We start from the raw sequence: 15,774 nt of genomic DNA on the forward strand, positions 1-15,774 counted from the left end.
TCACCGTACGATCGCGGACGTCAGCTCGTCGATCTCCTGCTGCCGTTCCATTTGATTCTGAACACGTCCGCTCACACCAGGACGCTCCTGCCACGGTAGCGGCCCTGACGCGCGCCGGTACTCCACGCCGCGCTCGTCCAGGCGGCGCAGGTGGGCGCCGAGTCGCTCGGCGAAATCATCGAAGTCGCCTCCGGGGCCGCTCCACAGCACCTCAGCCAAAGCGCATGCGCGCGGCCACAGCATGTAGTCGCGCGCGCGGGCGTCTTCCAAATGCTCGGCCCACAGGTTCGCCTGTGCGCCGCGCAGGAACGACGCCTGCTCAGGTGTCGCCCATGCAGGCACCGGGTCGAACCCGTAGACCTCGCGGAGCCCGACGACCACACCGACCGGGATCGGCTCGCGCGGATCGTCGGATTGACAGTAGTCGAAGTACAGCTGATTGTCGGGGCAGGCGATGACCGGGATGCCGCGGCGCAGTGCCTCACCAATCCCGGCTTCCCCTCGCCATCCGAGCACCGTGACATCTGAGGTGACCTCGTGCTCGAGCACCTCATCCCAGGCCAGCATCCGCCGACCCTTCTGCTGGATGTGCGTGCGCAACTGCTCGAGGAACCAGAACTGCAACTCCCGCGGACCCGTCAGACCACGTTCACGCGCCAACTGCTGCGAACGCGGGTCGACTTCCCACGGACCTGCAGGCACCTCGTCACCACCGAGACCGATGTCGACGGAGGGGAACAGTTCGAGCACCTCGTCGAGAACGGTGCGGAAGAAGTCGACCGTGGCGTTCTCGGCGTTGAGCGGGTACGCACTAACGCCCCAGCGCGGGTAGACCTCGACCCCCTGCAGCGCACCACCCGCGCCGGGAACACCCAGTTCGGGATACGCCGAGATGGCGGCCTGCGAGTGCCCAGGCAGATCGATCTCGGGAACGACCTCGACACCACGGCCCGCGGCATACGCGACGATCTCGCGGATGTCATCCTGCGTATAGAAGCCACCGTGCGGACGCGTGATCTCAGGAGCGGTCGCATCATCGGCGCCGACCTGCGTGCGATCACGCCAGGAGGCAGCTTCAGCCAGACGAGGGAAGGCGCGGATCTCAACCCGCCAGCCCTGATCGTCGGTGAGATGCAGGTGCAAACGGTTAAACTTGTGCATCGCGAGCAGATCGACGATGCGCAGCACCTCGCGCGCCGGCAGGAAATGCCGGGCCACGTCGATCATGACCCCACGCCATTCGAATGCCGGCTCATCTTCGATGAGACAGGCCGGGATCTCGATGGTGCGAGGCAGAGCGGATGCCGCCCGCCAGATTCCTTCGCCCATGAGTTGCAGCAACGTAGCGACCGCATGACCGAATCCGCTGGCACTTGCCGCTGCGATCGTGACGGCGAGCGGTGTCACGTCGATCGAATACGCCTCGGATGCCAGCTCAGCGTCTTCCACGAAGCGGATGCCAGCACCATCGCACTCCGATTTGTCCACGCGAATGCGGGCGCCGGCCCAGAGCCGTTCAGCGAGCAGTGCGACAGCATCCGCGGCATCCGGGGCCTGCACGACCTCGATGGACTCCGTCATTGTGAACGCGCCATCGGCCGTCTCGTAGAGACGAGGACGCGGGATGAGAGTGTGCGCGCGCATCAACCCTTCACCGCCACTCGCATGATCTCTCGCATCTGAACTCCTCTGTGAGCCACTAGGTAGACCATCGTGAGTAGACCCGGATGGTTAATTAATAATCCACACTTATTAATTAAACCGCAAGACCTTCGACGGAATTTGATTACCCGAGTGTGCGTTGGGGTGGAGTAAGGGAGGTTGCTCTGTGGAGTTGACACTGGTGACATCCGCATTCTGTGGCGCATGCTCACGAACGCGCGCGGTGCTCGCCGATGCGGTGCGGTTCCTCCCCGATGCGACGATCACCGAAATCGATGTGGCTCAGGATCCGGATGCCGCTGAGGCGCTCTACATCCGCGCCACACCCACCGTGATCGTGCGCAATGCCGCCGGCATTCAGGTATTCCGCGCCGAGGGAGTACCAACGGTGCCGCAGGTGCTGGCCGCGGCGGTGAAGGCGCTACCCGCGGGTTAGGCCGCGCCTGATCTTCCGCACATCACACGATCTTCTCGAGTTCTCCACGGATCGCGTCATCTGCGACCAACACGCCCCACCCGCGCGTCCACCGCCTTGTGTAATGAAGCGATGAAAACGCGAGCGCACGTCATGGGTGCTGTTCTCCAAGAGCATCGACACCCCGTACGCGTACCACGAGGCCTGAAACTTCAACTCAACGAACTGGAGACGGCCACACGCCTCGCGTCCGTCGGAATGAAGGTTGAGTTCCTGCCTCTCAGACACGGTGATCGAGTGAAGAACCTGGACATCCTGATGAACGGGCAGACGTGGGAGATCAAGACTCCCAGAGGATCGGGTCGGAGAACGATTTCAAATCAGTTCTGCCGGGCAAAGGAACAGGGTGCTGAACGCCTTGTTCTCGATACTTCTCGGACTGAGCTCGGTGACGCAGTCATCTACAGTGAGGCGTTGCGACGATTTGAGCACAGCACTTGGTTGACTTCCTTGATTCTCACGCTCAAGAGCGGAGCCGTGGTGTTCGTCGAGAAGGCTTGATAGAATGACTTCGAAGGCGGCAGGCAGTTCGGACGGACAGCCCAGCCGCCTTCGTCGTGCGTGGTAGCACCTGTTTCGTGGCGCGCCGGCCGAGCAGGCGGCGCGGTTCACCCAACCAGGCTCATCGTCGTCGGGTCACGGTCGACGAGCTCACCGGCCGTTCGCACGATCACTCGCCGCATCGCCGCCGCCGCACGAGTGGGATTGACGTCAGAGCGGTGAGCGAGGCCGATCGTACGGGCAAGACGTGGGTCACGCAGGCGCGCGGACCGCAGCGTCGGTCGGTCAAGCAACACCATCGCCGGCACCACCGCGACGCCGAGTCCTCGCTCGACGAACCGCAGCACTGCATCCATCTCGGCACCCTCGACAACCGGCGTCGGCGCGAGGCCGGCTGCACGGAAGGCAGCATCCGTCGTCGCCCGAAGGTCGTAGCTCTCCGCGAAGAACACGAGCGGCAGACGAGAGAGGCCGACAAGATCGATACCCTCGTCGGTGGCGACAGGCGCGTGCGCCGCGGACGATACGACCACCAACTCCTCGGTCAGCAACGGCGTGCGCACCAGCGCAGATCCCGTGACCGGCAGCGCATCCGACAGCGTGATGAGCGCCATGTCAACGGCGCCGGCCGCAAGTTGCTCGATCAATACGTTCGAGCCAGCCTCGGTGAGCAGCAGCTCCACACCGGGATGCGCAACATGGAACGCCCCCATCGCCTCGGCGACAAGACTGATGCACAGGGTCGGCGTGGCACCGAGACGCACACGCCCCCGCTGCAGACCCGCCAGCTCTGCCATCTCGGAACGGATGGCATCAGCATCCGCCAGCATGCGCCGTGCACGCGGCAGAAGCGTCTGGCCCGCGTCGGTGAGTGAAATGTTCCCGCGAGCGCGATGGAACAGTTCGGCACCCAACTCCTGCTCCAACGTCGAGATCTGGCGACTCAGCGAAGGCTGGGCAAGGTGCAGATTCTCGGATGCACGAGTGAAGTGTCCAATGTCGGCGATCTCGACGAAGCCTCTCAACTGCTCCAGATTCATGTCCAGAGTCTATCGAGATGATATGAACAATGCACTGGAGTTATCGGACGTGCGTTCTTAGCATGGAAGCATGAGCGCTCGTGAACGACAGATCTCCACCACCGTCCTGGTCATCGGAACCGGAGGGTCCGGCCTCCGCGCTGCCATAGAGGTCGCTGAACGCGGTGTCGACGTGCTGGCGGTCGGAAAACGGCACCGCGATGACGCGCACACCTCGCTCGCCGCTGGTGGCATCAACGCGGCTCTCGGCACGATGGATGCCGACGACAGCTGGCAGCAGCACGCCGCCGACACGATCAAGGAGAGCTATCTCCTCGCCAATCCGCACACGGTCGAGGTCGTCACGCAGGGTGCGGAGCGCGGCATCCGTGATCTGGAGCGCTGGGGCATGGACTTCGCCCGTGAAGACGACGGCCGCATCTCGCAGCGTTTCTTCGGGGCGCACACGTTCCGCCGCACCGCATTCGCCGGCGATTACACGGGGCTGGAGATCCAGCGCACGCTGGTGCGCCGAGCCGAGCAGCTCGATGTGCCGATCCTCGATGGCGTCTACATCACGCGCATTCTCGTCAAGGACAACGTCGTGTTCGGCGCCTACGGATTCGATCAGTCCGACGGCACGCGCTATCTGATCCATGCGGATGCTGTAATCCTCGCTGCCGGCGGACATACCCGCATCTGGCGCCGCACCTCGTCGCGTCGTGACGAGAACACCGGCGATGCGTTCCGGCTCGCCGTCGACGCGGGGGCGCGGCTGCGCGACCCCGAACTCGTACAGTTCCACCCCTCCGGCATCATCGAGCCGGAGAACGCCGCGGGCACCCTGATTTCCGAGGCCGCGCGCGGTGAAGGCGGCATCCTCCGCAATGCACTCGGTGAGCGCTTCATGTCGAAGTACGACCCGGAGCGGATGGAACTGTCCACCCGCGACCGTGTCGCGTTGGCCGCGTACACCGAGATCGCGGAGGGCCGCGGCACGGAGAACGGCGGCGTCTGGCTCGACGTGTCGCATCTGCCTCGCGAGACGATCATGACCCGCCTCCCCCGCGTCTTCCAGACGATGATGGAGCTGCAGATGCTGGATATCACCACCGACCCGATCGAGATCGCTCCGACCGCGCACTATTCGATGGGTGGCGTGTGGGTGCGTCCGGAAGACCACGGCACCGACGTCGACGGGCTCTATGCGATCGGCGAGGCATCGAGCGGATTGCACGGCGCGAACCGTCTCGGCGGGAACTCCCTGATCGAGCTGCTCGTGTACGGGCGGCTGGTCGGTCAGGCCGCGATCGCACACGCTTCGGCGCTGGATGCACAACGGCGCTCCCCCGCGGCCGTCGCGCAGGCTCGCGCCGAGATCGATGACCTGCTCGCGGCCGATGGGCCAGAGAACGTGCGGGCGCTGCAGCGCGGCATCCGCAACACGATGACAGCGCACGCGGGCGTGGTGCGTTCTGAAGAGGGGCTGTTGGCGGGCCTTGCTGAGCTCACCCGCATCGAGGCTCGGATGCAGGACGTCGGTATCCACCCCGACATCGCCGGTTTTCAGGATCTCGCGCACGCCTTCGACCTCAAGGGCTCGGCTCTGGCCGCACGGGCGACTCTGGAAGCAGCACTAGAGAGGCGCGAGACCCGCGGATGCCACAATCGCAGCGACTTCCCAGAGACGGATCCGGCGCTGCAAGTGAACCTCGTCTGGTCACCGATCACCGGCGTCACGCGTGAGCAGATCCCGCCCGTGCCCGCCGAGATCCAGGCTCTCATCCGCGATGTCTCATCCGAGGGCAAACTCGTGGAGTGAGTGCGTCGAACGTCACTGACGGTCCTCTGGCAGCACGCCGAGGAGCGATGCGGCAACGAGCGCCTCTGCCCGGGAATGGACTCCGAGCTTTCGATACACCGACCCGAGGTGCACCTTCACCGTATTGAGGGAGAGATGAAGCTGCTGCGCGATGTCCGCCCGCGCGGTGTGATCGCACAGCGCGCGCAGAACGGCGAGTTCCTGACGTGTGAGCAGCGACCGCCGGACACCCCAAGCGTCATCCGCCTGCACACAGGTCGGCAGCTTGTCCAGCACGGCATGAAGCGCGTGCTGCGCGGTGACCCCGATCCCCGAGTCGGAGATGAGAGCTTCGCGTTCGGATTCGGCGAGGAAGACGAGCGGGAAGTGCAGCCCATGAATCTCGCAGAGGACATGTAGCTTCGCCCGCGCGGAGGAGAAGTCGATGGAGTAGTCGCTGTATCTCGCGACGAGCAAGGATGCGATGGTCGCGAAGCTCTGCTCGAGCGGCGTCTGCGCGGTCAGTCCGGCCGAGACAACCTTCGCCACCGCCCGTTCCGCGTTCCCCTCCCGCGTGGCGATCAAGGCTTCCAGTGCCGCGTGCGCGGCGCCCTCCGCGGCAGACACTCGCCCGGGGATCTCCTGGCGAGGATGGGTTCCGGCTGCCTGCAACATCAGTCGCAGACGACGAAGCCGCTCTCTGATCCACGGGTGCGTCGTGTCGGCGAGTCGTTCACGCACCCGCTCGTTGAACCACGTCAGTGCCGCTGAGGCATCGCCCCGAATCAGCTCTGCACAAACCTGCGCGAAAACGACGACATCCCAATGCTCCGTTTCCGATTCGAACTGGATGAAGCGCGCGAGAACGGACTCAAGACGAGGAAGATCCGCACGATTGATTGCGATCAGCATCTCTGCCAGGTCGAAATAGGTCCTGGTGTACCCCGTGCGCCACGCTGATGGCCAGTCGTCTTCCGTAACCTGCTCCAGCCACCGCTCTGCCTCCCGAGTCGCCCCGCCGTCGGCGGCGATGAAAGCGAGAACTGACGCGGACGAATTCCTGCGATGCCCCAGGCCATTCTCTTCGCAGTACTCGAAGAGAAGCCGGTAGAGGTCACCGGCTTCTTCGCTCTCACCGGCGTAGAGGAGACTAACGCCGACCTGATGCACAACCGTCACGAAGATCTGGTTGAGTGAGACATCGACGTCACCGTTGACAATGAGCTTCGCCGCTTTCCGATACGCGCTCCTCGCCTTCGAGCGACTTGCACTGGCCCGCCCGGCCCTACGCAGGACATAGGCCTGCATTCCCATGAGGATCATCCGCTCTGTCCGCGGTAGCGTTCGTCCGCCGACGTTTCCGCGTGTTCCTGCTACACGAAACTGCGTGATCGCGCGCTCTGCACCATCGGGCTGGAGGGCGAGCTGCACGCCAATCCACAGCGCCAGCATCGGGTGGGCCAGCTGCTCGGATCGAGGCAGACGCCTGATCAGGTCCGTCGTCACCTCGCTCGCATCCGGAGTGAACGGAAAGGTGCGAAGGCCGGCAGCGGCGATGAGGTCGATGTCGCCGCTGCGTACGGCAAACGCCAGCGCAGAGGGCGGTTCGAATCGCTCTTCGAGGAGCCAGCGCGCAATTATCGCGGCTGTTGAATGCTTGCGGCGGTCGTCAGATGAGCTCTCAGCCGCAGACTGCGACCATTCACGCACGACGTCACTGTAGTGAAACGTGCGCTTCCCATCGGGCGCGGCACGCCATGCTCCGATTCCCTGCTGCGCCATCAGATCAAGCTGAGCGACAACGTCGTCCTGGCCTGTCAGCGCTTTCGCGAGTCGAATGTCAAGGTAGGGCGCGTCGCTCGTTGCGCGGATGAATGTCTGTGCGGCGTCGAAGGCGGCGATCTGCCACAAACCTGCGTACGCACCGTTACACGGCGGTTGCGCCGGACGACTGCTCACTGACGCATCGCTCGAGACGGGGCTGATCTCCGCCGAGGTTTGAGGCCTGATGAGGATGCCTCTCACATGCGTCGTTCGGGAGAGCAGAGCGACGAAATCAGTTTCCAGTTCCGCGACGAGATCAGGCTCCACAGCGCTGGCATCGACGACGATGACGAAGTGATCCACATCCTGCGCGATCCTCGCCAGACCCTCCGCAGCCGCGTGCCCCGACTCGTTGGCCGCCTGAAGTTCGCGGTGAAGCCTGGCATCGTCGATTTGCCCCTGCGAGTGCAGATAACTGATGCCACGACGCCACAACACACCGGCACTCGCGATCGGCTCCCCTGACGGCAACCGCGCGTCCAGCCAGGCGATGGTGTTCATTGTTGCGACCGCGGATTGCCGGGTCCACGCACGAACACCGTCATTGTCATCGGCTGCCAGGTCGGCGTCGACGACGATGAATCGCTCTGAGCTGTACAACAGATCCCTCCCTCTGATACCCCGACCGTATCGACCCCGCGTGATCATCAGCAAATCGCGCAGAAAGGCCAGCGTGCGGGTGCAGCGCTGGCCTTTCTGTAGCCGTACCGATGAGAGACCCGGGGAGGATTCCACTCATCGGTCGGACACTTGAGAGGCCCCTAGCCGACGGTCTCCAGCTGGCGGCGCCGGGAGTAGAACCAGATCCCGAGAGCCACGAGCACAAGACCCGCTGTACCACCGATGCCCCATGCCGCGCCACCGGTGATTGCAAGACCGGGGATGACATCGATGACCGTACGACAATCGGGATCTCCTGAATCCGGTGCGCAGTTGGCGCCCGACTCCGGTGCCGTCACGACGACGTTGGTGATCTCTCCGACATGCGTCGCCGTCACCGAATAGGTCACCGACACACTCTCGCCCGAGGCAAGCGCGCCTTCCCAACTCAGAATCGGAGCGTCATACTCTGCCCCGTGAGTGGCGTCGTTGTTGTACGTGCCAAGCGAGAGTGCCGAGCTGAGGTCGTCGCTGAACGCCGCAGGACGCGCATCCGTGTAGTCGACCTGACCGATGTTGGTCACCCTGATCGTGTACGTCACGGTGCCTCCGACAGCGACTGTTTCCGAGGAGACCTGCTTGTCCACCTGGAAGGCGGCGATGGGTGTCTCCACCGCGCAGTCCGCCGCAGTGTCGCAGGTTCCCGCAGGGCCGTCGGGGATCACCGAGTTGCGCAGCATCCCATCACCCGTCGCCAGTTGCGCGACGGTGACCGAATAGGTGACGACAACGGACTCGCCCACCGCCAACGGCCCAGACCAGGTCAGCTCACTGCCTGCCACTGCGCCGCCGGCCGAAACGTCGCCGTTGTAGGCGGCGTCATCGAGAACCTCGGAAAGGTCATCGATGAAGGATGCCGGGGCGTCCTCGGTGTAGGCAACCTGACCGGTGTTGGTGACCGTGACGCTGTATGTGACGACGCCGCCGAGGACGACATCTTCGACGTCGGCATCCTTCGCGACCATGTACGAGGCGATCGGCGTCTCGGTGACGCACTCCTCCTCAACGCACTCGCCGCCCGGTGCCGATGGCATAACGACGTTGCGCAGTGTGAAGTCGCCTTCGACAGGAACATGCACGGTGACCGAGTAGGTCACCTCGATGCTTTCGCCGACCGCGAGCGGACCGCTCCAGCTCAGCACGTCTCCGTCAACGTCGCCGCCGTCAGAGACGTCGTCGTTGTAGGTGGCGTCATCCAGCACACGCGACAGGTCGTCGGTGAAGGAGGCTGGCTCCTCCTCGGTGTACGCGACCTCTCCCGTGTTCGTGACAGTCACCGTGTAGGTGACAGTGTCGCCGGGCAGTGCGGTCGCCGCATCCGCGCTCTTCGAGATGGTGAAGGATGCCGCGGGCACGTTGGCCACACACGCCGGGTCAGTCGACTCGACGTCACAGTTGCCGCCGGATCCCGGAGGCGTGACGACGACGTTCTCGAGGCTGCCGTCGCCAGTTGCCGGTTCGTTGACGGTGACCGAGTAGGTGACCGTCACGCTGGTACCGATCGCCAGCGGCCCAGACCAGGAGAGCACGCCGTCGACGTACTCGACGCCTGTACCGCTGTCGCTTACGGCGTCACCGTTGTAGGTGGCGTCATCAAGCACCGCGGCGAGATCATCCGTGAAGGATGCCGGCATCGCGTCCGTGTAGTCGACCTGACCGGTATTGGTGATGACGATGGCGTACTCGACAACTTCGCCGGGCACGACCTCTGTCGACGCGGTCGTCTTCGCCAGGAGGTAGGAAGCCAACGGCGTCTGCGTTGTGCACACCGTGTCGCATCCACCACCGGGTGCGGTCGGAACGACAGCGTTGACGAGATCGAAGTCGCCAAGGATCGGGTCGTCGATGGTGACGGAGTACGTCACCATGACGCTCTCCCCTGCTGCCACAGCGCCCGACCAGGTGAGGGTGTTGCCGCTCACGGCACCGCCCTCGGATACGTCGCCGTTGTAGACCGCATCGTCGAGCACGCCCGAAAGGTCGTCCGAGAAGCTCGCCGGGTTGCTGTCGGTGTAATCGACGGCACCGGTGTTGGTGACCGTGATCGAGTAGGTGACGACACCGCCGGGCAACGACGTCGCCGCATCCACCTGCTTGTTCACCGTGTATGAGGCGACCGGTGTTTGCGTCACGCAGCCGTCCGTGGCGACACATGAGCCGCCGGGGCTGGTCGGAACGACCGCGTTATCGAGCATCTGGTCGCCGCTGATCGGGTCGTTCACTGTCACGGAGTACGTGACGGTGACGGTTTCGCCTACCACCAGCGCTCCGCTCCAGCTCAGCACGGCGCCCTCGACGGCAGCGCCTGAGGAGGCGTCATCGTTGTAGACCGCGTCGTCGAGCACGGCGGTGAGGTCATCCGTGAAGGATGCCGGCGCCGCGTCGGTGTAGTCGGCTTGGCCGGTGTTGGTGACCGTGACGGTGTACGTGACCTGGTCACCCGGCATCACGCTGGCGACATCGGCTGCCTTGTCTACCGAGTACGACAGCACGGGAGTGGATGCCACGCACTCGGCATCCGGATCGCACTTGCCGCCGGGGCCATCCGGGATGACCGCGTTGGTCAGCGTGCCATCGCCCGTTGCGGGGTCGTTGACGGTGACGGAGTACGTCACCGTAACGGTCTCATCAATCCCGACCGGCCCTGTCCAACTGAGCTCGGCGTCCACGACCGTGCCACCCGCGGTGACATCGCCGTTGTAGGTTGCGTCATCGATGACCGAGGAGAGATCGTCGGTGAATGTTGCCGGGTAGTCGGTGTCGTAGGCGACGCCGCCGATGTTCTCGACAGTGACCGTGTAGGTGACGACACCGCCGGGAACGACAGTGGCCGCGTCTGCGGTCTTCGAGACGAGGTACGCGGCGATCGGAGTCGTCGTCACGCATTCATCCACGATGCACTCCCCGCCAGGTGCCGTCGGCGTGACGACGTTGCGGAGTTGGAAGTCTCCGCTGATCGGGTCGTCCACGGTCACCGAGTAGGTGACCGTGATGCTCTCGCCGACAGCGAGAGCCCCGCTCCAGGCGAGCTGGTCGCCCGTGATGACACCGCCGGTGGAGACATCGTCGTTGTATGTGGCGTCGTCGAGCACACGTGCAAGGTCGTCGCTGAACGAGGCCGGAGCCGCGTTCGTGTAGTCGACCGAGCCGGTGTTCGTGACGATCACCGAGTAGGTCACGACGTCACCGGGAAGAGCGGAGGTGACATCCGTGCTCTTGGACAGGGAGAACCCTGCCGCGGGGATCTGCACAGTGCAGTCGGGGTCGGTCGATCCCTCGTCACAGTTTCCGCCAGTACCGGGCGGGGTGACGACGGTGTTCTCCAAGCGACTATCGCCCGATGCCGGGTCGTTGACTGTGACGGAGTACGTCACCGTCACGGATGCGCCGATCGCCAGCGGGCCGGTCCATTCGAGCACGCCGTCGACGTATTCGATACCCGCACCGCTGCCGCTGGCCGCGTCGTCGTTGTAGTTGGCGTCGTCGAGCACTGCGGCAAGATCATCCGTGAAGGATGCCGGATTGGCAGAGGTGTAATCGACCTGGCCGGTGTTGGTGATGACGATCTGGTACTCGACGACGTCCCCGGGTACGACCTCGGTGGAGGTAGAAGTTTTCTCTACCCGCAGCGCGGAAACCGGCGTCTCGGTCGTGCAGTTGACATCGCATTCTCCACCCGGTGCCGTGGGCACCACGGCGTTGACCAGCGTGAAGTCACCCGATACGGACGCGTCGACCGTGACGGAGTACGTCACCGTGACAGTGTCGCCCGCGGCAAGTGCGCCGGACCAGGTGAGTGTGTTGCCGGTGACCGCGCCACCGGTGGAGACGTCACCGTTGTAGACGGCATCGTCGAATACACCAGTGAGGTCGTCGGAGAAGCTCGCCGGGTTGGCAATCGTGTAATCGACATCGCTGGTGTTGGTGACGGCGACCGTGTAGTTCACGATGCCACCGGGCAGCACCGTGGCGACATCCGCTTCCTTGTTCACAGTGAAGGAGGCAACGGGTGTCTCGGTTTCACAGCTGTTCCCACTTGCACACGACCCGCCGGGTGACGGCGTCGAGACGGTGTTACGGAGCGCCTGGTCTCCGCTGATCGGATCGTTCACGGTCACCGAGTAGGTGATCGTCTGCGACTGACCTGCGGCCAGAGGGCCGGACCAGGACAGGACTGTCCCGGTGAGGGTGGCGCCCGAGGATGCGTCGTTGTTGTAGGTGGCGTCATCGAGCACGCCACCGAGCTCGTCCAGGAGTGCGGCGGGGGTTGCTGCCGTGTAGTCGGCCTGCCCGATGTTGGAGACGGTCACGCTGTAGGAGACAACGTCGCCCGGCATCGCCGAGCTGACGTCCACGTCCTTCTCGACGGTCAGCGCGAGCACTGGGGTCTCAGTGATGCACGTGTCTGCCGGCTCGCACTCGCCTGTCGGCGCAGTGGGGACGACCGCGTTCGTGAGCAGACCGTTCCCGCGCAGCGGCGAGTTGACGGTGACGGAATAGGTAACCAGCACGGTCTCGCCGACGGCGAGCGGTCCTGACCAGCTGAGCTGGTCTCCGGTGACGACGCCACCGGCGCTGACATCGTCGTTGTAGACGGCGTCATCGAGCACCGCTGCGAGGTCATCGGTGAAACTCGCGGGGCTGCCCGCGTCGAACGCCACGGCGCCGGTGTTGATGACCGTGACCGTGTACGCGAGCACATCGCCAGGGATGACCACACTCTTGTCGACCGACTTCGATACCGAATAGCTCTGAATCGGCGTGAGCGTACACAGTCCGTCTGCCGGGTCGCATCCCGGATCGGGGGCCTCACCCGGCGTCACGATGTAGTTCGCCGCGATGCTGTCACCACGGTCGGTGGGCGCGTTGACGGTCACGGTGTACGTGATCGTCGCGGTCGCGCCAGCCGCGAGAGTACCGCGGATAGCGATAATGTCCGCCGCCGGACCGGTGGCTGTGACAGATGCGGTGTCGGATGCCACGGGCGTTGTGATCGCGGCATCGTCGAGCACACCGGCGAGGTTGTCATCACGGTTGACATCGACCACGGTCGCGCCCGTGTTCGTCACGGTGATCGTGTACGCGAGCTCGGTGCCGGCCTGGACGGGGTTCTCTGACGCGACGACCGACTTGGCGTAGATGACTCCGGTGATCGGAGTCGTCGTGCAATTCGGTGCAGCAGGGTCGACCGGAGTGCATTCGCCGTCCGGCGGAGGTGTCCCACCCGGAGGCAGGAGGAAGTTCGTCGCGACGCTGTCGTTGCGGTCCGCATCGGGCAGAACGGCCACCGTGTAGGTGACGGTGTACTGCTCGCCAGCGGGCACCAATCCGGTGATCGTGATCTCATCGCCGTCGCGCGCGACGGTCAATCCGTCAGGCGATGTCGGCTCGATCGCGATCTCCGCGTCGTCGAGAACGTGCACGAGGTTGTCCACTGCGTTGGCCGTTGCCGGGGCTTCCCCTGTGTTGTTGAAGAACAGCGTGTAAGTGATGGTCGATCCCGCAACTACGGGATCCGACGACGGCGTCGCCTGCTTCCACTGCGTCAGATCAGAGCCAGGTATCTGCACAGTGTCGCAGCTCGGCTGGCCGGCAGCCGTCTCCGAGGCGGGAATGCACGCCCGGTTGTCGAGGAGCTGGTCGCCGGCACCCGTGTAGACGACCGAGTAGGTTACGGTGACCGACTCGCCGACACCGAGGGCGCCGGACCAGGAGAGCTTGGGCGTGACGTACGTCACGACCCCCGACGACAACATCCCGAAGACGAAGGTGGCGTCGTCGAGAACCTCAGTCAGATCATCGGTGAAGGTTGCCGGCGCTGCCGCGGTGAACACACCGGGGCCGACGTTGGTCACGACGACGGTATACTCGACGCTCTCCCCGACCGCGGGAAGGTCGGTGCGATCCGCGGTCTTCGTGATGGTGAGCTTGGGCAGCAGGAACTCGACTTCTGCACAGCTCTCCCCGGTCACCGGGTCACGACCGTCGACGGGCGGAGCACACGCCGGAGGAGTCGAGTCCGTCGGGACGTTGGGCTCCCACGCCACGTTGCGGACGTCGCCGTCGCCGCCCGCCACCATCGTGACGGTGTATTCCAGCTCGACCGTCGCGCCGGCGGCGAGTGCACCAGACCAACTGAGTGTCGGAGCGGTGTAGGACACCGTGCCTGGAAGCGTCGCGGAAGCATGAGCGTTGTAGGTCGCATCGTCGAGAACTGCCGAGAGGTCGTCGAACACGTAGGCAGGATCCGCGTCGGTGTAGTCCGCAGCGCCGACGTTGGTCGCCGTGACGATGTACGTCACAGTGTCTCCCACGCGCGTGTTCTCCGTGGCGTCAGACTGCTTGGTGATCTCGAGAATGCGAGGGCATACCTCCGCGGAATCGGAGTTGTTCGTCTCATCCGGGTCGAGCTCGTTGCCGAGCACCGTTGCCGTGTTGTTGAAGCAGTCCACCGCTGTCGCAGAGGAAGTACCCGTGATGATGATCTCTACGCTGTCCCCTGGGAGCAGGCGACCACCGGCGCAGCTCACCGTGTTGATGTCGGCGGTGCAGGTGGCGTCGTCGCTCGTGACGCTCACACCCGTCAAATCGGCAGGCACGACGTCGGAGAAGGACCAGCCACTTGATTCGCCGGGGCCGTTGTTCGTCACCGTGAGGGTGTAGGCCACTTCGCCACCGGGCGTGAACCTCGGCGGAGCAGACTTGTCCATCGCGAGATCCACCGGGTCGCCGGGGATCGCCGTGCCGTCATTACCCGAAGAGGGAGGACCGGCGGTCATCGAAATGACCTCAAATGTGGGCGTTGTGGAACTACCATTCGTAATGCGAAGCTGCGCAATGTTGCCGGTGCCGTTGTTGGAGAATCCGAGGTTCCCATTTCCGAACTTCCAGGCGGCGCCCCAGGCGCCACCCACCGCACCCGGAATCACTCCGGGGAAGTTCGTGAGGATACCGGTATTCGGATCAATTCGGGCGATCGTGCCGGCCGGCTGAGCGGCGTTGTAGTTGAAGGCCCAGAGGTATCCGTCGTGGACCTCGAAGTCTGCCAGCGTCCAGTTCGCGCCGGTGATCGTGGCACCAGCGGTGATCACTCCCGTAGTGGGATTCGCCCGGTACAGAACGGCCGACGTGCTCACCCCGCCGTTGGTCGAATAGAGGAGACCGTTTGCAGGGTTGAACGCGCCAGCCCACTGCGCCACCGGGTAGGTCGCCGAGCCGACTCGAGTCACGACGCCGCCCTGGCCAATGCGCACCAACGCGTTCCGCGGGATCCCGCCGATGGCGGTGATCACTGCGCCATAAACAAACTGATTAGCGGCGTTGTAGCTGATCGCGTTGTAATTGCCGCTGGCGATCGGACCGCCCTCGGGCGTGAATGCGTACGTGCCGTCTCCGGCGGTCTCCGAGCGGTACAACCCCGTTGGGCTGCCGGTCTGCGACTGAGCGACGAACACAGTGGGGCGCGCATCGTCGAAGGCTTCCCCTGGCGCGGCACTCGCGCTGGGTGCCGCGAGAGGTGACACGGCCGCGAACATTCCTAAGACGAGTGCAGAGGCCGCGAGCGCGGCGATATGACGCATCCGTTGCCCGAATCCGGACTCTTCGATCGCACGACCGCTGGCACGGTGTCTCTGCGCATTCCTCAGCACTATTGCCCCCTCGGCACTCAATCACCGACGTGCCGACGACGCACTTGCCACGAAGTCGGGCTTGCACGCGCAACGGCAACGCTGTGTGTCTCTGTCACTCTGCGGACCGGAATATCGCAGGCCGACTTGATTCCGAATATAGGGTTCGGCCGGTGCCCGATTCGACAGGGCCGGGACTTTGTC

General features: G+C 64.4%; 7 protein-coding genes. 3 read left to right on the forward strand and 4 right to left on the reverse strand.

All coding sequences use genetic code 11. From position 1 onward, the window contains the following. Positions 1-1,644, reverse strand: a complete 1,644-nt coding sequence (locus ACSU04_RS07390) for a beta-N-acetylhexosaminidase (RefSeq protein ID WP_439288926.1) — start codon at positions 1,642-1,644, stop codon at positions 1-3. Positions 1,645-1,828: 184 nt separating this feature from the next. Here ACSU04_RS07390 and ACSU04_RS07395 point away from each other — a divergent pair, with 184 nt between their 5' ends. Continuing rightward, on the forward strand, positions 1,829-2,098 hold the full coding sequence (locus ACSU04_RS07395) for a glutaredoxin domain-containing protein (RefSeq protein WP_439281447.1): 270 nt from the start codon (positions 1,829-1,831) through the stop codon (positions 2,096-2,098). A gap of 276 nt (positions 2,099-2,374) precedes the next feature. Beyond that, complete coding sequence (locus tag ACSU04_RS07400; protein ID WP_439288927.1) at positions 2,375-2,638, forward strand: hypothetical protein; 264 nt, start codon at positions 2,375-2,377, stop codon at positions 2,636-2,638. 107 nt (positions 2,639-2,745) lie between these two features. On the opposite strand, the gene ACSU04_RS07405 is transcribed toward ACSU04_RS07400, so the two are convergent. Further along, positions 2,746-3,678, reverse strand: coding sequence for a LysR family transcriptional regulator (locus ACSU04_RS07405; protein ID WP_439281449.1), 933 nt, complete (start codon positions 3,676-3,678; stop codon positions 2,746-2,748). Between the two features lie 70 nt (positions 3,679-3,748). On the opposite strand from ACSU04_RS07405, the gene ACSU04_RS07410 reads away from it, so the two are divergent. Then, positions 3,749-5,479: an L-aspartate oxidase gene (locus ACSU04_RS07410; protein WP_439288928.1), complete on the forward strand. Its 1,731-nt coding sequence runs from the start codon at positions 3,749-3,751 to the stop codon at positions 5,477-5,479. Between the two features lie 12 nt (positions 5,480-5,491). Here ACSU04_RS07410 and ACSU04_RS07415 read toward each other — a convergent pair whose 3' ends face one another. Together ACSU04_RS07415 and ACSU04_RS07420 are read right to left on the reverse strand one after the other, a co-directional pair. Then, positions 5,492-7,882: a response regulator transcription factor gene (locus tag ACSU04_RS07415; protein WP_439288929.1), complete on the reverse strand. Its 2,391-nt coding sequence runs from the start codon at positions 7,880-7,882 to the stop codon at positions 5,492-5,494. Positions 7,883-8,043: 161 nt separating this feature from the next. Continuing rightward, positions 8,044-15,591 (reverse strand): DUF6923 family protein, encoded by a 7,548-nt coding sequence (locus ACSU04_RS07420; protein WP_439288930.1) that lies wholly within the window; start codon positions 15,589-15,591, stop codon positions 8,044-8,046. Positions 15,592-15,774: the final 183 nt, after the last annotated feature.

It is taken from the genome of Microbacterium sp. A84, from assembly GCF_051842815.1.
Taxonomy (GTDB): Bacteria; Actinomycetota; Actinomycetes; order Actinomycetales; family Microbacteriaceae; genus Microbacterium.